The sequence below is a fragment of the Bacillus sp. mrc49 genome (assembly GCF_002803435.1).
Window position 1 is genome coordinate 35,190 of the sequence record NZ_PHNG01000476.1, and the last position, 21,487, is coordinate 56,676.

General features: G+C 41.5%; 19 protein-coding genes and 1 pseudogene. 10 read left to right on the forward strand and 10 right to left on the reverse strand.

The features are described 5' to 3' along the window. Positions 1 to 245 precede the first annotated feature (245 nt). From CVN76_RS04020 to CVN76_RS04030, 3 genes are all read right to left on the reverse strand, one after another. Positions 246 to 1,652 carry a M20 family metallopeptidase gene (locus CVN76_RS04020; RefSeq protein ID WP_100530384.1) on the reverse strand — a complete coding sequence of 469 codons (1,407 nt, stop codon included), beginning with the start codon at positions 1,650 to 1,652 and terminating at the stop codon, positions 246 to 248. Between the two features lie 48 nt (positions 1,653 to 1,700). After that, on the reverse strand, positions 1,701 to 2,960 hold the full coding sequence (locus CVN76_RS04025) for an amidohydrolase (RefSeq protein WP_100530385.1): 1,260 nt from the start codon (positions 2,958 to 2,960) through the stop codon (positions 1,701 to 1,703). Between the two features lie 119 nt (positions 2,961 to 3,079). After that, positions 3,080 to 4,624: an AbgT family transporter gene (locus CVN76_RS04030; RefSeq protein ID WP_100530386.1), complete on the reverse strand. Its 1,545-nt coding sequence runs from the start codon at positions 4,622 to 4,624 to the stop codon at positions 3,080 to 3,082. Positions 4,625 to 5,073: 449 nt separating this feature from the next. On the opposite strand from CVN76_RS04030, the gene CVN76_RS04035 reads away from it, so the two are divergent. Continuing rightward, on the forward strand, positions 5,074 to 6,384 hold the full coding sequence (locus CVN76_RS04035) for a hypothetical protein (RefSeq protein ID WP_332850599.1): 1,311 nt from the start codon (positions 5,074 to 5,076) through the stop codon (positions 6,382 to 6,384). Between the two features lie 476 nt (positions 6,385 to 6,860). Continuing rightward, positions 6,861 to 7,208 carry a hypothetical protein gene (locus CVN76_RS04040; RefSeq protein WP_100530388.1) on the forward strand — a complete coding sequence of 116 codons (348 nt, stop codon included), beginning with the start codon at positions 6,861 to 6,863 and terminating at the stop codon, positions 7,206 to 7,208. 140 nt (positions 7,209 to 7,348) lie between these two features. On the opposite strand, the gene CVN76_RS04045 is transcribed toward CVN76_RS04040, so the two are convergent. Further along, positions 7,349 to 8,446 carry a GerAB/ArcD/ProY family transporter gene (locus CVN76_RS04045; RefSeq protein ID WP_100530389.1) on the reverse strand — a complete coding sequence of 366 codons (1,098 nt, stop codon included), beginning with the start codon at positions 8,444 to 8,446 and terminating at the stop codon, positions 7,349 to 7,351. 336 nt (positions 8,447 to 8,782) lie between these two features. Further along, positions 8,783 to 9,421, reverse strand: coding sequence for a YczE/YyaS/YitT family protein (locus tag CVN76_RS04050; RefSeq protein WP_100530402.1), 639 nt, complete (start codon positions 9,419 to 9,421; stop codon positions 8,783 to 8,785). A gap of 379 nt (positions 9,422 to 9,800) precedes the next feature. Here CVN76_RS04050 and CVN76_RS04055 point away from each other — a divergent pair, with 379 nt between their 5' ends. The 4 genes from CVN76_RS04055 to CVN76_RS04070 all read left to right on the forward strand — a co-directional run bounded on the left by CVN76_RS04055 (position 9,801) and on the right by CVN76_RS04070 (position 13,208). Next, positions 9,801 to 10,439 carry a GNAT family N-acetyltransferase gene (locus tag CVN76_RS04055; RefSeq protein ID WP_100530403.1) on the forward strand — a complete coding sequence of 213 codons (639 nt, stop codon included), beginning with the start codon at positions 9,801 to 9,803 and terminating at the stop codon, positions 10,437 to 10,439. Positions 10,440 to 10,808: 369 nt separating this feature from the next. Continuing rightward, entirely contained in the window at positions 10,809 to 11,540 is a 732-nt protein-coding gene (locus CVN76_RS04060) for an AzlC family ABC transporter permease (RefSeq protein ID WP_100530390.1), read from the forward strand. Beyond that, positions 11,531 to 11,860, forward strand: a complete 330-nt coding sequence (locus CVN76_RS04065; protein ID WP_100530391.1) for an AzlD domain-containing protein — start codon at positions 11,531 to 11,533, stop codon at positions 11,858 to 11,860. The genes CVN76_RS04060 and CVN76_RS04065 overlap by 10 nt, the downstream gene beginning before the upstream one ends. Before the next feature lie 406 nt (positions 11,861 to 12,266). Then, entirely contained in the window at positions 12,267 to 13,208 is a 942-nt protein-coding gene (locus CVN76_RS04070) for an AEC family transporter (protein WP_100530392.1), read from the forward strand. Positions 13,209 to 13,356: 148 nt separating this feature from the next. On the opposite strand, the gene CVN76_RS32290 is transcribed toward CVN76_RS04070, so the two are convergent. Together CVN76_RS32290 and CVN76_RS32295 are read right to left on the reverse strand one after the other, a co-directional pair. Then, positions 13,357 to 13,848: a methyl-accepting chemotaxis protein gene (locus CVN76_RS32290; protein ID WP_232732096.1), complete on the reverse strand. Its 492-nt coding sequence runs from the start codon at positions 13,846 to 13,848 to the stop codon at positions 13,357 to 13,359. 39 nt (positions 13,849 to 13,887) lie between these two features. Next, positions 13,888 to 14,277: pseudogene (locus CVN76_RS32295) on the reverse strand (PAS domain-containing protein); the annotation flags it as partial. A gap of 386 nt (positions 14,278 to 14,663) precedes the next feature. On the opposite strand from CVN76_RS32295, the gene CVN76_RS04080 reads away from it, so the two are divergent. Both CVN76_RS04080 and CVN76_RS04085 read left to right on the forward strand, forming a co-directional pair. Continuing rightward, positions 14,664 to 15,143, forward strand: a complete 480-nt coding sequence (locus CVN76_RS04080; RefSeq protein WP_100530394.1) for an RrF2 family transcriptional regulator — start codon at positions 14,664 to 14,666, stop codon at positions 15,141 to 15,143. A 40-nt stretch (positions 15,144 to 15,183) separates the two neighbouring features. Further along, complete coding sequence (locus tag CVN76_RS04085; RefSeq protein WP_100530395.1) at positions 15,184 to 15,567, forward strand: nuclear transport factor 2 family protein; 384 nt, start codon at positions 15,184 to 15,186, stop codon at positions 15,565 to 15,567. 156 nt (positions 15,568 to 15,723) lie between these two features. Here the strand turns inward: CVN76_RS04085 and CVN76_RS04090 are convergent, their stop codons facing one another. The 3 genes from CVN76_RS04090 to CVN76_RS04100 all read right to left on the reverse strand — a co-directional run bounded on the left by CVN76_RS04090 (position 15,724) and on the right by CVN76_RS04100 (position 18,946). Continuing rightward, positions 15,724 to 16,161, reverse strand: coding sequence for a DUF2383 domain-containing protein (locus CVN76_RS04090; protein WP_100530396.1), 438 nt, complete (start codon positions 16,159 to 16,161; stop codon positions 15,724 to 15,726). A gap of 291 nt (positions 16,162 to 16,452) precedes the next feature. Next, positions 16,453 to 17,982: an MDR family MFS transporter gene (locus CVN76_RS04095; protein ID WP_100530397.1), complete on the reverse strand. Its 1,530-nt coding sequence runs from the start codon at positions 17,980 to 17,982 to the stop codon at positions 16,453 to 16,455. 502 nt (positions 17,983 to 18,484) lie between these two features. After that, the gene (locus tag CVN76_RS04100; RefSeq protein ID WP_061141766.1) at positions 18,485 to 18,946 is read right to left on the reverse strand and encodes a general stress protein; all 462 of its coding nucleotides are present in this window, start codon (positions 18,944 to 18,946) and stop codon (positions 18,485 to 18,487) included. Between the two features lie 316 nt (positions 18,947 to 19,262). Here CVN76_RS04100 and CVN76_RS04105 point away from each other — a divergent pair, with 316 nt between their 5' ends. Then, on the forward strand, positions 19,263 to 20,033 hold the full coding sequence (locus CVN76_RS04105; protein ID WP_100530398.1) for a GH25 family lysozyme: 771 nt from the start codon (positions 19,263 to 19,265) through the stop codon (positions 20,031 to 20,033). A 202-nt stretch (positions 20,034 to 20,235) separates the two neighbouring features. Further along, positions 20,236 to 20,982, forward strand: a complete 747-nt coding sequence (locus CVN76_RS04110; RefSeq protein ID WP_100530399.1) for a TerC family protein — start codon at positions 20,236 to 20,238, stop codon at positions 20,980 to 20,982. Positions 20,983 to 21,487 lie beyond the last annotated feature (505 nt).

The following is a 21,487-nucleotide window of genomic DNA, read 5'->3' on the forward strand; positions in this document are numbered from 1 at the left end:
TTATACCAGATTTGGTTATGGCTGGGGCAAGAATAGTGAAATGCCCTTGCGAAAATCACCAGTGACATATCTGGATGTGCAGGCAAAACGATATTGTGCCAAATAGATCGATAAAAGTGAATCAAGGGCACTCAATTAATTAACATGAAAAAGTCGACTCCTGACATCCAGGAATCGACTTTCTCGATGATTTTCTGCAAAAAGATATCCTCGCAGCTATTTTTCCTTGAACGACCATCCGTTCATCATCTTTTAACCGATGGCCTTACATCATGCGGAATGGGGGAGACATAAGCCGTTCCCTGCAATCGTTCTTTTAACTCGGACTTTGCTTGATCGATCAATTCAGGATTTTGGAGAACTTCCACTGCAGTTGCAGCAATGACTTTGCCTGCATGAAGCATGCCTTTGTGGGCGATGGAGGTTGAACCGAGTGTAACCCACTGCCAGCTATGCAAAGGGGAACCTAGAACAAAACAAGCTGTTGTGCATTGAGCCGTAGGTACGATCCAGCTAACATCTCCTACATCCGAAGAACCTGTCAAAGGCGCCTGGAGGCTTTCGATAGGTTCCAACCAATCGGCCATCGCCCCAACCTCACCAGTATGAAACGGGATGACGGTACTGTTCCTTTCCTGCTCGGTTAAAGTGGCACGAACTTCTCCGGCCAGCTTCTTTTCCCTGTCATCGTGCTGCGGTATGCCTAATTCCTCGAAATTCTTATACATGACGGATTCCAACACATTGTTTTGAATAACATTCGAGCAAGCTTTATCAAATACGATTTCCACTTCGGTCCCTGTCATAAGGGCAGCTCCTCTGGCAATATTACAAACTCTTAAGTAGATATCCTTTACTTGCTCAACCTCAGGAGCTCGAACTAAATAAAGCACCTCCGCATCTTGCTGGACAACATTTGGCGATGCTCCACCAGAATTCGTTATCGCATAATGAACTCTGGCTTCCTGGAGAATATGCTCTCTTAAATAGTTCACGCCAACATTCATAAGCTCTACGGCATCTAATGCACTTCGTCCCAAATGGGGGGAGGCTGCCGCATGCGAGCTTTTGCCTTTAAACTTGAAGTACACTTGGAAATTTGAAAGGGAGTCCATGGTCATGATGCCATTAACATCTAAAGGATGCCAACAAAAGGCAAAATCGACATCATCGAATAAACCTTCTCTGACCATGAAGGTTTTTCCGGATCCGCCTTCTTCTCCAGGGCAGCCATAATAACGGACCGTTCCTTGTATCGAATTTTCTACCATGTATTCCTTCACAGCGACAGCAGCAGCTAATGATCCGGTACCAAGTAAATTGTGGCCACATCCATGACCATTTTCCCCTTGTACGATCGGCTTTTGTTTAGCTGTCGCTTTTTGTTGGCTCATCCCTGACAGTGCATCGAATTCTCCCATGATTGCCACAACAGGTTTACCGTTACCGAAGCTCCCTATAAATGCTGTTTCTATGTTTCCGACACCTCTCTCAACGGAAAAACCTTCGTTTTCTAACGTGGTGCATAGTAATTCAGCAGATTGATATTCTTCAAAACGGGTTTCGGCAAAATTCCATATACAGTCACTAACTTCAATGAATGTTTCCTTTTTTTGTTCGATGATTTCGGATAGCCTGGTTACATGTTTCATTATATAAACATTCCTTTCTGAATATATTGGATGATTTATAGGGCTTCATTATTTTAAAAGTCGTCTTGCGATAAGGTTCAAAAGCTCTACGCTCCGAGGTAAAACCTCTTCTTGGATATCAAATTCAGGGTGGTGATGAGGAGCGGGTATATCGGTCCCGATAATCATATAGGTGCCTTTTCCGCCATTATCCTGTACTCTTCTGATCATGAAGCTTGCATCCTCGCTTCCGGCAGATCCGGATTCCCTGCATGCTTTAATGGTTGAAAAGCCATCTACATGTCTGGCTTCTTCCATGGCCAGATCGACAAGTTCTTGATCACAGCGAATCGTGATGGCTTGTCCGATAATTTCAATTTCATGATCAAGCCCATGCATTCCAGCGCTGTGGGCCACGATATTTCGCACGCGTTTTTCCATTTCTTCATTTGTTTCTTCGGTTATGGAGCGGGTTTCGATAATCATTTTTGCGTGTGCCGGGATGATGTTTGCGGCAGTCCCGCCAGTTAGAACACCAACGTTTATGCGGGTCGATCCTGAACTGAACCTAGGTATGGCATGAATGTTCAATAATGCAGTGGCTGCCCCCAATAATGCATTTTTTCCTTTTTCAGGTGAAGCGCCTGCATGAGAAGATACCCCATGAAAATGTGCAGCCATTTTCGTGCTTGCCAAAAAGCCGGAAGAACCCCCATGAAATTCCCCTAGAGGGACATCGGTGCCAAGGTGGAGGCAATATAAATGATCGACATCATCCAGCATTCCTTTTTGTACAATCGAATAAGCACCGCGTACTCCTTCTTCAGCTGGTTGGAAAATTAGCTTAACCGTCCCGGCAAAGTTTCGGTCCGCTAGTTTTTCAGCAAGTCCTAAGCCGATTACCGTATGGCCATCGTGTGCACAGGCATGCATGTTTCCTTCATATTCGGATCGGAAATCATTTGCATGCGGGAAGTGATCAGGATTCTTACTTTCGGTTACGGGTAATGCATCCATATCGAACCGGAAAGCTACAGTGGGACCATCCGTTTTTCCTTTTAATAAACCGATAACGGCAGTATATCCACCCTCCATTTCTTGGAGGATTTCCGGATTTGCACCATCTTGCAGGGCACGATCGAATGCTTCTTGTAATATTTTTGCAGTGGGCACCCCACGGCGGGAATCCCCATCCAAAGCATCCTTTCCAAATATCACGTCATATTTCAAGGAAGTCAGTATCTCTACCACCTTTGACGCAGTACGGAATTCTGTAAAGCCAACCTCCGGATGTCGATGAAAGTCACGTCTTAAATCAATGATATCCATTTCGTTTCACTCCTCATTCTTTTTTTGTCTAATTCCTATATGGTAGGTTTTCGATCTCTAGCCTGAACAGCCCTCCCTTTTGGCGGGGGGCCATTCGAAGCAAGTGAAATAGTTAATGATCAGGGTAATTTCGGATATACTCCAGGACCAATCGGAAGGCCGAGGAAATACCAAACGACTACCAATAACGTCCAAATGATAAAGATGATTATCGGATAAGGTAAGATAAGAGAATAATAAGTGCCCAATTTGGCATCTTTTCTATACTCTTGTAAGAAACCTAAGAATAGTGGGACGAATGGTGATACAGGTGCCAATGGGAGAACGGATGAATCCGCTACCCTGAACAGCATCTGGGCGAAGGCAGGATGATAGCCCAATACCATGAACATCGGTACGAAAACCGGCGCCAATATCGACCATATCGCCGAACCGCTGGCAATGAACATGGATAGAAGCCCCGATAAGAACATTAGACCAATAAGGACTGGCGCACCTTCTATGTTCAGTTGTTCTAAGAGATCCGTGATGGATAAGGCCAAAAATTTACCCATATTACTCCAGTTAAAACAAGCGACAAATTGTGAAAGTGGAAAAACCATGATGATGAACCCGGCCATTCCCTTGATCGGATCGACCAATAATTCGGGAATGTCATTTTGTTTTTTTATCGCTCCCACTTTAATACCATAGGTAATGGAGACTGTGAAAAAGAAAAGTAAGATGATTGCGACAATTCCCGACATGAATGGCGAGGGAAGAATCGCTCCCGTTTCTGGATTTCGTAACAATGCCCCTTCAGGTACGACGAGAGCGACCATGACAGCAATGAAAACCAATGCTGAAATGCCTGTAGCAAGAAGTGCTTTGTTTTGTTGCTTCGTTAATGGCTCCAGTTTTTTTTGTTGACCGCCGCCTTCATATTTTCCGAGGCGCGGCTCGACAAATTTATCTGTAATCAAGGCAATGACAACGGTAAGCACGAGAACGGAAGTCCCCATGAAGAACCAGTTATCGGTAACGTTGACAGTCAAATTTGCATTCATACCTTTAGCCACTTCGGAGCTGATTCCAGAAAGCAGGACATCCGTGGTGACGATTAATAGATTGGCCGTGAAACCTGAGCCGACCCCGGCTATCGCGGCGAGCAACCCAGCAACTGGGTGGCGTCCGACTGCAAGGAAAATCAAAGCTCCGAGTGGAGGCATGATGACAAGTGCAGCATCGGAAGAAACATGGCTAAAAAAGGCAACGAAGACAACTAAATAACTAGCATATTTTCCTGAGACCTTTAATGACATTTTTCGGATCAATACTTCCAACAGCCCGACTTTTTCTGCCAATCCGACTCCAAGCATAAGCGCTAAAATTGAACCTAACGGTAAAAAGCCGGAAAAGTTCTTAATCATGTTCGGCAGGATCCATTGAATGCCTTCCCGGCTTAACAGGTTTTGAACTTCGACTTTATCTCCGCTGATCGGGTCTGTTGCAGAAACATTAAAAATGGATAATAGGGCAGTCACGACAAATAAAAAAGCAATCATATAAATGAATAAAATAAAGGGGTGGGGAATTTTATTTCCTATTCTCTCTACTTGATTGAAAAATCCACCCGTATTGTGATTTTGTGGCTGATTTGTATCTTTCAGTACTTTTTGTTCCATTACATTCTCCTCCTAAACCTTCTTTCGTTTGTAGTCTGTGCTTTTTGCAGTGTTGCTTTTATCGACATTCCCTAAACCGATGATAAGCTCTCATTGCTTAAAACGGTCATTCATCAATTTGTACCTCATGTACCTCATGCAATTCTATTTAACGAATGTTTAGCGCTATTTTCGTTAAATGTATTATATAATCAAGAATATTCTATTTCAATCAAATTTTCAGAAAAAAATATTTTTTTTCTGATCGGATGGATTTTCCGAACCAAGCAAAAAGGGTAAGAATGCATAATTATCGCGATTTAGAGAAGAAAAACCACTATAAAAAGGTCGTTAATCGCACTAAACGGCCGTGTTACGTGGTTATCGGTATCTCATTCATAATTATTCTCCTGTTGGGGTTAATTGGTTATTTTGATATAATAAATCAAATAGCAAGATCGAGGGGGGAAATGAAATTGTATAAGATAGGTGTTGTAGGTCCACTGTCATCTTTAAAGAAAGTTCGGGATGTTACTGAAGAGTTTGAGCACGAAATTGATTTCATTGATTTTCCCTATGAGGATGCACGAGAAGTAACGGACATTATAAAAAAATATCAAAGTGCAGTAAATGGCTGGTTTTTCTCTGGACCTGTCCCTTATAGGATCGCAAAGGAAATGTTAGATTCAGAGGCGAATTTTACGTATTGTCCTCCCGTTGGCTCCAGCTTATATAGATGTTTTTTGCAAATGTCCAGGGATCAAAAACATTTCTTCGATAAGATATCGATTGATATGATTCGATTGGAAGACTTTTTTTTACAAGAGTCGCTGCAAGAGTTAGGGATCTCGACCGAAAACATTCATGTGAAAACATTTGATGAACAATATAATTTCCAGGACATTGTTGAATTTCACCTTGATTTGTGGAGGAAAGGGGACGTACAAGGTGTCCTTACCGTACTGCAATCCGTCTATGAGGCTTTGAAGCGGGAAAATGTTCCGGTCTATAAAATAAATATGACTAAAATGGAAATTCGGCAAGCGGTCAAGATATTAATAGAAAAGGCAAAAAGTACATATTTTAAGGATAGTCAGATAGGTGTGGAGATAATTGAAATCGATCAGTTTGATCAGTTTGTAGATGAGGTGAACATTCGATATCATCTGCAGCATTTAGAGCTGAAAATCAAACAAACATTACTTTCATTTTGCGAAAAACTAGATGGCTCCCTCATCGAAAATGGAAACGGCCGTTATCAAATATTCAGTTCACGCAAGGCGATTGAACGGGAAATCGGCAGCTTGCATAGCACTGTGCAGCATTTGTCGCTTGAAATGGATGTATCTGTTGCAGTTGGAATAGGTTTTGGCGAGACGGCGGCATCGGCGGAAATCAATGCAAGGAAGGCGATCCGTCATTCGAAAAAACAAGAAAGTTCCGGCATCGTCGTCATCCAGGAAGATGGTGTAATCATCGAATCCGCTGGTCAAGATGAGCAATTGACCTATACCTTCCGTTCTGATGATAAAGAGCTGCTGGATAAATTGAATCAGGCTAACATTAGCGTAAAAACGTATAAAAAGATAGAAGCATTGATCGATCGGATGAACTGGGAGGGCTTCACTTCCTCAGACTTAGCTTCACATCTATCCATGACCGTCCGAAATGCCCAAAGGATAATGAGTGGTTTAAACGAAAGCGGCTTAGTCGAGTACAAAGGAGAAGAGCTTCAATCGCCACGGGGAAGACCTCGTAAAATTTATATGTTAAAGAAGTGACATCTCGCCGTTTGGATAGGCCTTACAAGAAATAGATTTATAAAAAAAGTGTCAAGAATGCTCCTGGCTAGAAGAACGGCACCTCCCTAGTGCCCCTAAAACGAAGTGTTGGAGTCCTCCATTATCGTTTTAGGGACTATCCTCGGTATTAATGTTAGCCATATCTTATCAGTACCACACATCACCCTAAAACCTAACGATTTCCCTTATCGGACACCACCCGCGGCCAAAAAAAGGGGTACTTGCAATGAATAGGCCCCTGAAGGCTATTAAATGTTTATGGGCAGCTTTTTTTCTTATGCGGGGCAGGATCGGATTTGGATATTAGCCATTCTTTGAAACACTGCCCTTCTACCTTGTCATATGATGAAGGTCAAAAAGCAGTTTCACTTAATCCGATGCTGTCTTTTCTTTTTGGATAAGGCAGGTAAAATCCTTTTGTGTGGAGAATATTTTTACAAAAGGGGGTTGTTGAAGTGCAGCATCATAATCAAATGGATTTATCTAAAGAGGATATTTTTAAATTGATCGTTCGGCACCTGAGTGTATTCCCTTTGACTAGTATAGGGGCGATTAGAGAAGTGATTGGAAGTTCCTTGAAACAGCGCGGGTTGATTAGCGGTGTAACCGAACATTTCAGTGGAACTGCAGCAATTTATAACAGAAACATAACAGATGAAGATATCCGGTTAATGAATGATTGTATTTATGAGCTATTACATAGCCAGATCATCATGCCCGGCAATAATGGGGATGACAAGGATCTCCCTTGGATTCATGTTTCCGATGAAGAGAAGCTTAAACACTTGTCCGACCAAGCATGATCAACGGGACGGCCGTATCCCTGGTGGACATGCCCGTGAGCTTGAACGATGAAACATCTAGGCCCAGCATGCCAAACGGCAAATGAGCCAAAAGGGAATGGGGTTGTAAGCGTTATCATGAGCATTCCATCAGGGAGCTTTCACTTTACCGGGATTTTTCTTCGCTTTTTTATTTGCAACCAAACGTAAAGAAGAGGCAAGTATATGATAAGGAATGACACACAGTAAGGGTTGATGATCTTATTAAGTATATAAAGCGAATCAATATCAAAAACAAAAATATTGACTAGCAGGATAAGTAAAAACATCACCCATAGCGGATACTTTTGCTGGATGTTGAATATCCGTTTTATACCCCTGCTGGCAGTCCATAACGGAATGACCATGTTAGGTATGATGATGATGGTCCACCAAGAAATGATGATGTATTCAAACCGTTGAATGAAAGGAAATTCAATAATGCTTGTGATGGAAAGTGTCGGCCACAGAGTAAGGACCAACTGTTTCTCCGAATAAAAGACGATCGAAACCATGTAAATCAATAAGGTCAATAAGGTTGAAAGCAAGGCTCCTCCATGGGCGAATTTTTGTGATGTTTCTGCCTTTTTGATGAACGGATAATACATCAGGAGCATCTCAAAGCCAATCATGGATAATGAAGTGCTCCTGGTCCCATTCATTATTTCCATGAATGTATGATCGAAAATGGGAAGGACGTTGGTGAATTCAGAGTATTTTAAGCCATAGAACGGAACAAAAATAAGCCAGTAGGACACTCCGACCGTTAAAAAGGCAATGCCGGTTATCGTACGGAACCCTCCGCTAATGATGTAATAAATCAATGTCATGAAAACAAAAGCAAATGCCCAAGAAGGCACCTCTGAAAACATCCAGACATGGATGACATTTATATAGCTGTTAATGATCGTCATTCCTAGGAAAAAGCAGTAAAGGATGAATAAGAGACTGAAGAAGTTTCCCACCCATTTTCCAAATGCATGATTGCTAGCGGAAATGATATCACCAGGGACAATACTGAAAATCTTGTATATGATCCAAATGAATGTATGTACGATAAGTCCGGCTAGCAGGATCGAAATCCAGCCATCCGTTCCCGCCGACTTCGCCAACACCCTTTGAAAACTGAGTATGCCTATCCCTGTTTGCATGGAATGGACTAAAAAAAACACATAAAAAGGTGAGACCTTATACTTTTCATTAACGCCAGCTTGGTTCATGTATGACCCTCATTTATATCATTCATTATTTATGTCGTGTTGCATGCATGGTAATAATCTGGCTTTTCCCATGGGATTTTATTCAGAATGATTGAAACGGGACAGGCATGAGAAAATGAATGACTGGAGTGTGAATGGGGTGGTGTTCGAAGGATTCAACAAGCTTCCTTCGAGGTGGTAGCGCACTGAAATGAGCCTTCCTTACCTTATAGGCAAAGCTGAATAACATGAAAAAGAGACAATGATTCTGATCACATCTCGTTTTTCATGTTCGTGAAGCGGCACATATCAATCACCAATGGAAAAAGTAACTGGCAAAGAGAGGGGCATCAAATTTCATGCAACAAATCCGGAACCATTGCTTTTCCGTTGGGCCAATTGCAGCAGCTTTCGAAATAAAACTAAAGAATGCTGAAAAACCGGGCTTTGGATAAACGTGTAGATAAACGTCATGACAAAAACCGGGCCGCCCAAGAGGAAGCCGATCAAAAGCACTAAGCTTTCCACGACTACCCGTGCCTGGCTGACCGATAAACGCGTCTTATCCGCGAGCGAAAGCATGAATCCATCTCTTGGACCGGCTCCAATACCTGCTGCTACATATAAACCTCCTCCAACACCAGTAATGACGATACCAGCTAACAGGATCATATAATCCGTCCATTCATGGGAGGCTTCGGGGAGGATATCCGACCACAAGAAAAAATCGATTATGGGGCCAATCAATAAAGCGTTCAAGAATGTGCCAATATTAATATAGCGCCGGTCCACCACGAAAGAAATGGAAACGAGTACGAGACCGCATATGATGCCCCAAGTTCCTATCGTCAATCCATGTCTATCATGCAATGCAACATTCAAAACATCCCATGGATGCAAGCCGAGATAGCTGACCTTGATAGCTAGCGCGGTTCCCAAACCAAAAAGGATGAAGCCTGAAAATAAAAAAAGGTACCGCAGAAATGTCATCTTGATATCCCCTTTCATTCGGTCTCCAAAAAAATATGATAATCATTATCTTATAATATAAAACCAGCATTTCATACATTAATTTAACTATTTTAAAAAATCGGAAATTAATTACATATTTTTATTTTTACATGGGTTCGGCCGTGCATCTTTTTAAATGCCTATTCAAAAAAAAAAATATACCATTGATGGCAAAGGGGGATGGGAATCAAATTAAAATTAAATGGATGAGTAAAGGAAGGAATTACAACCTCAAAAGTGGAATTTACTTTTTATCCAGCTATTTCGGGGAAAATTAGCTTATGATATACCGTGGCATTCCTGTAGGTTCGAATTTGAATGGAAATCGATTATGAATGAACAAAAAAATGAAGGCGGTGCTATCATGTTAAAGCCAGTAACATTGCGTGGTCATCTGGTCTGCCTGGAGCCGATGACGGTCGAACACGTCCATGAACTTTGCGCGGCAGCGTCAGAAGATAGGTCCACCTACATTTATACCAAGGTACCCAATGGACGGGAAGAAACAGAACGATATATTGAAAGTGCCCTAAAGTCACACTCGGAAGGGAGTGTATTACCATTCGTAGTTCGCCGTAATGATACGGACAGAATTGTCGGATCGACCAGGTTTCTTGATCTCGAAGTGCTCGAGTTGCCGCCTTCAGGCGCATCGAAAGGAACCATACCTACCGATGACAATCCCCCGACCGTTGCCGAGATAGGCAATACTTGGTATGCAGCCTCTGCCCAGCGAACTGGTGTAAACACGGAGTGCAAGCTATTGATGCTTGCTCATGCATTTGACGTATGGCAAACGATTAGGGTCACGCTGAAGACCGATGCTCGAAACGAACGTTCGCGTACCGCCATTCAACGGCTAGGCGCCATTTTTGAAGGTGTACGCAGGGCCCATATCCCTGCAAGTGACGGCGGCATAAGGGACACCGCTTATTATTCGATAGTTGCTAACGAATGGCCTGAAGTCCGGAATAATCTTTTTCAAAGACAGCAAAGAAGCTAGTCTGGTGTGCTGAACGGGTGTATAGAGGTTCGTCACCTTACCATCAATCACATTTGCGCTGATCCATAAAATAGCGTATTTGTTATTGGCGCATTATTAAGTATTCATGAAAATATCTTATGAAAACGCCAGCCTTTCCATTTGTTTAGGAAAGGCTGGCGTTTTTTTTATTGAAGTTGCATGATTCAGAAAGGTTTGAATGTTTACTAAGTTAGTATTATACTAACTACTAATATAATTGTAGTAAACCAAAGAATATGAAGCTCTCTGGACAACAAAATCTGTCCTTATCGTTATTGGGCATCGGCCCGTTTTAGTTGATGTATACATAGCTTCGAGTAAAAAAATGTAGAGTAAGGAGGTTATAAGGTGAGTTTAGAGAACGTCCAAGTGGATACTGCATCACCACGAGATAAAGATGGTTTTATGAGAGGGGTGAAAGATTGCGTCCCAACGTTGCTTGGCTATTTAAGTATTGGGTTAGCTGCTGGCGTTGTTCAAAAGACAGCAGGATTAAGCATAGCCGAGATTGCCTTGATGAGTTTAATTCTCTATGCTGGTTCTGCCCAATTCATTGCGGCGGGTATGATTGCGGCAAGCAGCTCTCCCACAGCCATCATTATCACCATATTATTTGTCAACCTGCGTCACCTTTTACTTAGTGCCGCGCTATCCCCGTATTTTCGCCATCTCTCACCGCTGAGGAACATCCTTGTAGGGTCGCTGCTCACGGATGAGACATTCGGTGTCGCCATTAACCAAACGGCGAAAAAAAATCAAATCAATGAAAGTTGGATGCATGGCCTCAATATTACCGCCTACTTAAATTGGTTTTTTGCCAACATCGCAGGGGCTCTTCTGGCCCAATGGATTTCAGATCCGGAAAAATTCGGTCTTGAATTTGCCCTGCCAGCCATGTTCATCGGCATTCTCGTCCTGTCCATATTAGGCAGAAATAAAATCAAAACGGATATAGCTGTGGCCATAATAGCGGTTGTGATTGCGGTGGGTTGCTCCTTTGTCATGTCCAGCAGTATGGGAATCATTGTGGCTACGATCATGGCCTCGACGATAGGGATGGTGGTGGAAAAATGGAAATAAGATGGGGTGTTTTTTTGATTATTGCAGGAGCGGCTATTGTTACTTTCATTCCAAGGGTCGTTCCACTAATGGTCCTTAGCCGTATCGAATTACCAGAGTGGGGGATGCGTTGGTTAAATTATGTTCCCATATCGGTCATGGCTGCATTGATAAGCCAGGAAGTATTGGTTCATGATGGGAAGTTTTCTTCAATAACCGATAATGTCCAGCTATTAGCTGCCATTCCGACTTTTTTAATTGCGATAAAGACACGTAGTTTATTAGTAACGGTCCTCTCCGGTGTCACTTTTTTCATGTTGTTCCGTTGGGTTATTTCTTGACTTTGATTGGAGCCGATTCCCTGAAAAGGGAGTCGGTTTTTGGTGGCAGGAGGATCAAAATTTCGAATATTTAGTATTGACAGATTTTACGTACCCTATTAAGATAGCGATTAGAAAGCAGTATAATATCGAAACAAGCGAAGAAATGTGAGTTGAAACAAGTTTGAATACGCATTCAATAAATTAGAGATTCAGCAGAAAATCTATTAAATGAAGCGAATATGCTCCGTTGGTTTTGAATGCGTATTCATCATGATATGATTTTCTCCAAACAAAACGTTACTTGTAATGAGGTAGTTTTTTCATATCCAGGGTTTACTTACGAAATCAGCATTGGTGAAACTTGATCATGGAGATGTTAGTTTTTATAGCAGCTTATGATCATAAGGTAGGATGTGGATGAGAAGTGGATTACTCTATTGTGTTTGAATCGGTACTTTTGATCGGCTTAATGATTTTGGTGGGGGTGATCCTCTCGTACCTGAACCCCCTTAATGAACACAACAAGCAAACGTATTCGATGATTATCGTTAATGTGGCCATGCCGTGTATCATCTTATCAAGTATCTTCAAAGTGGATATCAACCAAGATATGTTACGGAATATCTTGATCGTTTTTATTCTTTCTCTAGCGATCAACCTTTTTGGAATCGGAATTGGCGGGTTGCTGGTTACCCTTTGCAGCCCTGGGAACGCATTCCGTCGGGAAATTTCCCTGCTATCAGGCTTGGGGAATACCGGATTTATCGGCATTCCATTATGTGCCACTATATTAGGACCAGAGGGGGCAATGTATGCAGCCATTTTCGATGCCGGCATGGATATGGTCATTTGGACAGTAGGTGTGATGATCCTGCAAAAATCCAAATCCTTCTCGCTTTCCTCTGTGAAGTCCATGATTAATATGCCTACAGTGGCGATAGTGCTTGGATTGAGTTTTGCTTTTGCAAATTATCACCCACCCCATATTTTTGTCAGCTTAACAAACCAATTGGCTGCACTGGCATCACCGTTAGCGATGTTTTACATTGGGCTGTTGATCATGTCCATAACCAAATCGCAATTCCAGTCTGCCAAAAGCAAAATATTCATTCCGGCCGTCATTAAACTGGTTGTCTTGCCCCTGGTTGTATTTGCGCTAATAAAAATGATGGAAATGGACAGACTCCTTTCGGAAACCTTATTAATCCAAGCGATGATGCCTGCTCTTACTTTAGCTCCCATCCTGTTCGGCAAATATGGTGCGAACGATAAACTGGGAGCCATTACAACGATAATCACGACAATCATTTCCATGATTTCAATTCCATTATTCCTATTCATATTGACTAAATTCCATTATCTCTAGGTTGGTTTTATGTTAAAGCTGAATATGTATCTTCTGGTCAGAAAATGAAAGTAAGAGCTTTGAGTGATGCTCCCAGTATCAGCCTTACTGGGAGTAGGACGGAAAAAAATTGAGCTGAACCTTACATTATCGATACGATCAAAAATGTTCAGAATATCTCTTTAAAGGATTTAACCTCTCTATCCAGCTGGGTGGAGGCGCTTTCCACTTCTTTAAACGCCATGACAACCTGTTCGTTGAATGTCTGGTTATTTATGATACCCTCTTCTGATTGCGCGGTTACTTTACTAATTTTAGCTATTTCCGCCGTAATGCCTTCTACATGGGAATTGACTTCCTGGATCGAGTCTTGAACCCGGTTTGAAAGCTTTCTGACTTCACCTGCCACTACATTGAACCCTCTCCCATGTTCTCCGGCACGAGCGGCTTCTATTGCAGCATTCAATGCAAGGAGATTGGTTTGGGTAGCTATTTCACGAATCGTCTTTACAATGCTCCTAATCGATTGGGCTTGGAGTTTAAGAGCTTCGAGGATTTCCATATTCTCTTTTGATCCAGCCACAAGCTTACTGGTTGCAACGGACGCTTCCTGACTTCTTGTGAAGCCAAGTTCAGCTTTTTCATGCAGTTCCTCCGCCATTTTCTGCAGTCGTGATGCCACATCCCTCGCATTCTTTTCTCTTTCTGTAATGTCCGTTGCTATTTTTACGACGGCACAAACCTTACCGATATGATCGAGGACAGGCGTATATGTAGCCTCCAACCATATTTCCTGTCCTGATTTCGTGATGCGTTTTATTTTTTCCTGAAAGCTTTTTCCGTTGCGTAGATTTCTCCAAAATTGCTCATAAGCGATACTTGTTACAAAGTCCTCTGTGCAAAATCTTTTATGATGGAGACCTGGCATTTCATCCACTCTGTATCCCATCGTTTTAGCAAAATTTTCATTAGCCCAAAGTACGTGCCCGTCTTTATCGAATTCAATCATGGAAAGTGATCTTTCAATGGCGGCTAATACAGCGCTTTCTTCCAACAGTTGTGTACTTTTGAGATTTTTCATTTTTAACATAGTTGCAAACCTGCCTTTATAAGAATCTTTTGTGTCGTTGACAAACAATTGACATGCAAAAAGAAGGGGAATACTGCTTGACAGGAATGTGAAGGCTTACATACTAAGCTCCCCATATCCGTTGCCATTCGAAAAAAGTAACCATTCGTTAATTTATCGTACTGATTTCAAGGGATATTAACAATTTTAGGTGTTCTGTGCATTAAAATTTTATTTTCATGCACATCAATGCCTTATATGGGCGTTAGGTTAAGAGGGAACGAATTTTACTTTATTATAATAATAATGTATTATGTGTATAAAGTGGATAATGTTTATCCTCTTTATACAGGAGTACAAAATGATTATATTTTCATACTAGAAAAACATAGAGGAGTTGATGTTGATTGCATATGAAGACAGGGGTCGAGCAATCCGTTTATGCCATGTTGCTGCTTAATTTTCTCCCGGAAAAAGCTGTATTGTCTGGAGACGTGATCAGTCAGCAATTAGGGGGATCAGCAACTTATTTCCAAAAGATATTAAGGAAATTAGTCAGTGCTGATCTGCTGACCTCCGTTCCCGGTATAAAAGGGGGGTTTAAATTAAAAAAACGTCCCGAAGATATACGTATATATGACGTTTATCTTGCAGTAGAAGGGAAGCAGTCCCTATATTCCTCAAGTGGCATTTTTCATGACATGCTTAATTTGAAGGAGAAAGATATTTGCTTGCTATCAGATTTGATGGAAGAGGCGGAGACATCGTGGAAAACCATTCTCAAACGTGAAACCATCGCATCTCTGACTGAAGAAATAAACAAAAAATGTCCTAAGGAAAATTTGCAAATGTTAAAAAAAGTTGTGAATGAAAAAATGGTTTTATAGAGGTTAAGATTTATATCATCGTGATGAGGAGATTATGGAAATGAAAAATTTAGAGAAATATTTTGATTTATTTGATCAATCAAGAACAAGTGAAAAAGCTATGGAAGAATTGGTGTCATTATTTTCGGACGATATTGTTTTCATCCTAAATGGTCATGAAAAAAAGGGAATGGAAAACTGGAAGTTGTTCGTTAAGATGGTATTCCAAGAAAATAGTGATATTAAACATATGTTTGAAGGATGGAAAAAAGTAGAAGGAACCGATCTTTTTGAAACACCGTGGGCGGTGTGTGGCAAACGGTCATCGGGATCGGTATTCACGCAAACTGGCAAAGATATAGCTCGATTGAATGATGATGGCAAAATCAGTTATTTAGAAAATGTTCCGGACAACACGGACATGTTTGCCAATTATAAAAATTGACAAACGCAACATCCATGCTTGGATAAAATGTGATGGGCTACTGATATGAGTCAGTAGCTTACATAATGTAAGAGGCAGGTTATATATGCTGCCGATGAACACTCAAAATGAAATAAGGCTTCTTGAAGAGAGTTGAAATTAGCTCTCTTCATCATTTTAGGAATGTAAAAGAGACTTTAGGAAATCCACGTGTTCCCGGTCTTTATCAAGAATTTTATGGACCAGGTCAAGACTTTCTTCATCAAGCTTATCCCTTACGAGGTCCTCGGACATCCTAATCCCATAAATATTTTCACCTTTGATGGCATGTTTGATGATTTCCTCATCAGTGTGGTTCCTTTCGAATAAATTTCCGATTGCGCCTTCAACCTTTCCAATCATTCCTTCACTCGTTACAGGTGTCCCGCCCAAATGTTGAATTCGCTCAGAAATGATGGCTGCATGGTTTTTTTGGTCTTTCTGAATGGAAATGAAAGAATCTTTCAATGAAGTATGTTGCAGTTTTTTTATAAAGTGTTCATAGCTATGTACACCCATGTATATCCCTTGTAAAAATTTATTCAGCGTCTCAATCGTTTGGTTTTGTTTTTCCACTTTATCACTCCTTTACATAATAATCTTATCATTCCATTTACAGGAATAATTATTTGGTCCATCTGCATTTTTTTCCTGCGGATTATTCATGGTGTAAAGGGATATTTATTGAAAGTGGAGGTTTCATGAGGGGAAATGTGATAGTCTTCAAGCCGAGATAGACGTCGTTGGCTCTAGCCTGGTGGGGCGGAACGTAAACCAGAGCATTAAGGCCTGTCGTTTTTATAGTCAATCCCTTGTTTGACAAGGGATTGACCATTCAACCTTTACGTTTTGATTTTTTGCTGCTTTTTACCGTTCGTGTAAATCTGAAAATTCCTCAAGTTCGGATGCAGGATCGAATTTCTCCTTGCTCATGGCAATTGCGGCCACAAGCGCGAGGACGGATGGGATGATTGCCCATGCAAACGTATGAACGAGTGATGAGGACAATGCCTCTGTCATTTTATCCAAGATTTCAGGTGGAATCTTTTCACGAGTTTCAGGAGTCAATATTTTACTAGGATCCCCTAATTGTAAACCATCCTGCCCAGTACCGCCGCTGCTGAACATGGAGGTTAATTTATTTGTAAACAGATGGCTTTGGATTATGCCGAATATGGTAATGCCCAATGCCATTCCCAGTTCACGCGTAAAACTGAGCGTTGAGCTGGCAGATCCGCGCTGCTTTGAGGTAAACCCATGGATTGCTGCATTACTTAGGACAGAGAAGGAAGATCCTATTCCTAGACCGATTAAAATCATATAAATCGTGACGGTGAAGCGAGTGGAATCGGTTGTTAATGTAGTGAGCAATGAGATTCCTGCAACGAGAAGCGCTAACGTTGCTATCATGATGGTCCGGTAAGTAAACTTGGACAACAAGAAACCGCCTCCTGCAGCTGTAATGACAGACCCTACCATCATGGGAAGAAGGACAAGGCCTGAATTCGTAGCAGAACCGCCAAATACCCCCTGTATAAAGATCGGAATGTAGACAGAGGCCGTAATGAAAGCTGCACCGCTGAATATGGCCATTACATTACTAGTTGAATAGAGGCGGTTTTTGAACATCCCAAAGGTAATAATAGGTTCCTCTGCCCGTCGTTCGACAAAGATAAAACCAATCATAAGCAGGGCAAAGGCAAAGAATAAACCAAAAATCATACTGGAGTTCCATGGATATTCCTTTCCTCCAAGTTCCAGGGCAAACATCAAACAAAGAATGGAAGCGACAAGTGTTGACGCGCCAAGATAGTCGATTTTCTGCTTGGAATGCTCCACGGACTCTTTGTAGAAAAACGAAATCATGATGAATGCAATCAGCCCTATTGGTAAATTGATGTAAAAAATCCAAGACCAATGGATATAATCCGTAATATATGCACCAAGAAGCGGTCCGAAAATACTGGAAATACCGTACGCGGCACCAAATAAACCACCTATTTTGCCTCGTTTCTCCGGAGAAACCACATCAAACATGATCGTGAAGGCAATGGGCACGAGAGCACCGCCGCCGATACCTTGGATTGCGCGGTAAATGCTTAGCTGAATGATTGAATCTGCTGTACCGCATAATGCAGAACCAATCATGAAAACAATGATGCCGAAGATAAAGAAACGCTTTCGTCCATACATATCCGATAATTTGCCGAAAATCGGCATACCAGCCATTTCTGCCACCATATAGGCAGAAGTCACCCACATTAATTTGTCAAAGCCCCCTAAATCTCCTACGATCGTTCCAATTGCCGTAGCCACTATGGTGTTATCCATTGAGGCCATCAGGGTTGCCAGCAGCAACGCCACTATGATGACCCCCGCCTTATTTTTCTTTTCCATCTCTTATGATTCCTCCAATTCACCCAACAAAAATTTTTCTGAATAAAATATATGTGCTATGCAAAATTGCTTGACCAGGACCGTATATGGTGCTGGTCTTTCGGGAGAAATGGGTGATTCCGCCGCTTGAGATTGTTTTTGCAAATTCGGGATAATGCTCCTTTCCATCAAGTAAAGGCAATGCCATCAAATGAAATTTAATTTATTCGAGATTCTTGATTATAAAATATCTTTGTTATCAAGATAAATATATATTAAAAGGATGTATGAGTTTTGTCAAACTCTAATTAGTCAAAGAGTCCGCCACTAGTTGCGATAAAAAATCGTTCCGAAACGATAATCCTTTCCATTCGTAATAAAAAATATTATGTACAAAAAAAGCCCTCCGATGAAGGACGGCCACGAAATAATCAAAAGAAAATGAAGTCATCAATATTTTTACTTGTTGCCCTTACATTCATGAAACAAGGCTTAATGGAAAATGATTATGTGTATTTTACCTTCATCTCCTGTAAGTAGGGGGACCTTCTTTAATATCATTATCCACTAATATTAAAACTTTCCCGGCTTTTATACCAGTCTCGTATCTTTCCGCGGCTCTTTCCGAAATGCCCAATCCAATCAAGGTACCAGCCAATCCACCGGTTCCTGCCCCTACCGCCACTCCAGCCAGTGCAGATACAATCGGTCCAGCGGCAAGCAGGGGTCCGATTCCTGGAATGGCCAATGCACCCGCACCGGCAAGAAGACCTGCCGCCCCGCCAATAACTCCCCCTGTTGCGGCACCTGTAGCTAATCCTTCTTCGGCTTTCGTACCCGTTTTTCTTTCAATCACTTTTGTTTCCTTGCGATCTTTTGCAACAATGGATATTTCATCACGTTTATACCCTTGTATCAAAAGCTCTTCTACCACTTTTACTGCTTCTTCACCGTTTTCATATATTCCAACCACTTGCTTACTCATTACACATCCTCCTTTAATTTTCAACTATTGTTCCCCTCATCATATGAAGCCTGTTTGGGTTATATTCGTTACGCTAAAATGACAGATGAAAGAGATGGTCGGAAGAGATTAGCGATTACACGATGGAAACAATCCCTCTTCCTTGAAAGTTTCCAGTCTATGCTGTCTGTACAGTATGTGTCTAGAGGACGGGAAATGGGGTATGGATAATAACACGAACACCTAAAATAGAAGAGAAGAGTTTGATAACATAATCAGATATGATTGTGGTGAACGAATACATATCAATATGATTGAACAAGAGGAGCGTGATTAGATGACACATATAAAGGGCATTGATGTATCGCATTGGCAGGGTGCAATCCATTGGGGGAAGGTTGCAAAGGATGGAGTTCAGTTTGTTTTCATCAAAGCAACGGAGGGAGAGAATTATTCTAAGCTTTCCTATTTCAAGGAAAATGCCCCCAAAGCTTTGGCGGCGGGTTTGAAGGTGGGGGCTTATCATTATGCCAAATTTTCCAATGTGGCAGAAGCAAGGGCTGAGGCCGCCTACTTTTTGGATGCGATTTGTTCCATTGATTTAAATTATCCTCTGGTGCTTGACCTTGAAGAGAATAAAAAAGCGACAGGAAAACATGCACTGACGGATGCGGCCATTGCTTTTCTGGAAGCAGTTGAACAAGCCGGGCATGCTGCCATGCTTTATACGGGAAAATCCTTTCTTGAAAATGCGTTGGATGAATCAAGGTTGGCTAATTATCCCTTGTGGATTGCCCGCTACAACAGCATTCTGGGACGGAGCGCAGACATTTGGCAGCATTCCGATTCAGGAAAAGTGGATGGCATCGGGACGAAGGTGGATTTAAATATTGCCTATCGAGATTTTTCCAAGACTATAAATGCCTTAAAGGCACCCGCTAGGTCGAGTGATTACGAAGAACCATCATCCATATACATCGTAAAGGGAGGCGACACGCTTAGCAGGATTGCCAAAAAATATGAAACGACCGTAACATCGTTAGTCCGTCTTAACGGGATTGAAGATCCAAACAAAATTTACATCGGTCAAAAATTATGGATTAAGTGAATGGAACTTAGTGTAAGCATAAAGGAATATAGTATAGAGTTGCCGAGTATCGTGACAGGAGAGTTTGAATAAGAAATCCGCTTCAATGGGACAATATTTAGTGAAGAAAAAGCCGGAATGACTTTTATCCTTCGATCGAATTGGGATCTAAGACAGGGTAGCTTTCTTATAGGTTTATGAATGAATCACTTAGGGGGCTAATATGGAACTTACTTTATTACTGGAGTATGGATGGGTGTTAATTATTTTAATATTATTAGAAGGTTTATTATCTGCTGATAATGCATTGGTATTAGCCATCATGTCAAAGCATTTGCCAGAGGAGCAGCAAAAAAAAGCGATTAATATTGGATTGCTTTTAGCTTTTATATTTAGGATTGGTGCCATTTTCATCATTTCATACCTTTTCCACGTTTGGCAAGTTCAAGCGATCGGTGCAGCGTATTTGATTTTCATTTCTTTGAAACATTTACTGAAAAGGGATCATGAGGAAAATGATAAAAAAGGGAAAAGCTACCGCATGACCATTACGCAAATAGCATTGGCCGATATCGCCTTTGCCGTTGATTCGATTTTAGCGGCAGTCGCTCTTGTTTTGGCGTTGCCGGATACGCCGATGGGGAATATCGGTGGCATGGATGGAGCTAAATTCATCGTGATCCTGCTAGGTGCGATAGCGGGCTTGATTGTCATCCGCTTTGCAGCAGGTTATTTCGTTAAGATATTGACGGAGCGCCCGAGTCTAGAGACTGCAGCCATGTTACTTGTCGGCTGGGTTGGGGTCAAGTTACTGATGCATACCCTCGCGCATCCATCCGTGCACATCATTTCACACGATTTTGTAGAGGGTCCCATCTGGAATATAATCTTTTGGTCAGTCATGCTTCTTATTGCCTTGGGTGGCTGGTTTTTGTCTAAAGATAAAACGGCAAAAAATGATGAAGAATAATTTTTCTGACCAATAGATCCGTTTAGCTTCATTAAGAAGTTCATGGTCAGTGCTTGAAAAGATCAATGGCGTTTGGTTTGGAGTAAAGACCGATTTGAATATTTCGGTCTTTTTTTTGTCGGAAAGTGCAGGAGGCAGGAAGCGGTTTTTGAGCTTGCCTCCATTATTTGAAAATGGGGGGGCATTTTTTTTTCTTGAATATGGTCATTAAGTTGCTCACATACTCCCTTATCCTATGCTTGATTGTTATGTCTCCCTGCAATCAATTCACAGTGTCTGTTATTTGTTTCATGCATCTTTAAAATAAATGATAATAAACTAAAGGGTGGTGCATTATTTCAATAACAGGGGTTGCTGCGGCAGCCTTTTTCTTATGGAACGAAAGGGGCATGTTAGTAAAAATTATCCTGATTTAATCCTAATAATAACGATGATTTGATTCGAGCTAATTTCTTCTGAATCCAAATTTAGTATGATACAGTAAATATTAGAAATTTATAGATGC

What these genes read in the sequence shown, in the direction of transcription:
- CVN76_RS04020 (WP_100530384.1), bottom strand. Translation starts at nt 1,652, where the DNA reads ATGAAACATGTAACCAGGCTATCCGAAATCATCGAACAAAAAAAGGAA.
- CVN76_RS04025 (WP_100530385.1), bottom strand. Translation starts at nt 2,960, where the DNA reads ATGGATATCATTGATTTAAGACGTGACTTTCATCGACATCCGGAGGTT.
- CVN76_RS04030 (WP_100530386.1), bottom strand. Translation starts at nt 4,624, where the DNA reads ATGGAACAAAAAGTACTGAAAGATACAAATCAGCCACAAAATCACAAT.
- CVN76_RS04035 (WP_332850599.1), top strand. Translation starts at nt 5,074, where the DNA reads ATGAAATTGTATAAGATAGGTGTTGTAGGTCCACTGTCATCTTTAAAG.
- CVN76_RS04045 (WP_100530389.1), bottom strand. Translation starts at nt 8,446, where the DNA reads ATGAACCAAGCTGGCGTTAATGAAAAGTATAAGGTCTCACCTTTTTAT.
- CVN76_RS04055 (WP_100530403.1), top strand. Translation starts at nt 9,801, where the DNA reads ATGTTAAAGCCAGTAACATTGCGTGGTCATCTGGTCTGCCTGGAGCCG.
- CVN76_RS04065 (WP_100530391.1), top strand. Translation starts at nt 11,531, where the DNA reads ATGGAAATAAGATGGGGTGTTTTTTTGATTATTGCAGGAGCGGCTATT.
- CVN76_RS32290 (WP_232732096.1), bottom strand. Translation starts at nt 13,848, where the DNA reads ATGGCGGAGGAACTGCATGAAAAAGCTGAACTTGGCTTCACAAGAAGT.
- CVN76_RS04085 (WP_100530395.1), top strand. Translation starts at nt 15,184, where the DNA reads ATGAAAAATTTAGAGAAATATTTTGATTTATTTGATCAATCAAGAACA.
- CVN76_RS04095 (WP_100530397.1), bottom strand. Translation starts at nt 17,982, where the DNA reads ATGGAAAAGAAAAATAAGGCGGGGGTCATCATAGTGGCGTTGCTGCTG.
- CVN76_RS04100 (WP_061141766.1), bottom strand. Translation starts at nt 18,946, where the DNA reads ATGAGTAAGCAAGTGGTTGGAATATATGAAAACGGTGAAGAAGCAGTA.
- CVN76_RS04105 (WP_100530398.1), top strand. Translation starts at nt 19,263, where the DNA reads ATGACACATATAAAGGGCATTGATGTATCGCATTGGCAGGGTGCAATC.
- CVN76_RS04110 (WP_100530399.1), top strand. Translation starts at nt 20,236, where the DNA reads ATGGAACTTACTTTATTACTGGAGTATGGATGGGTGTTAATTATTTTA.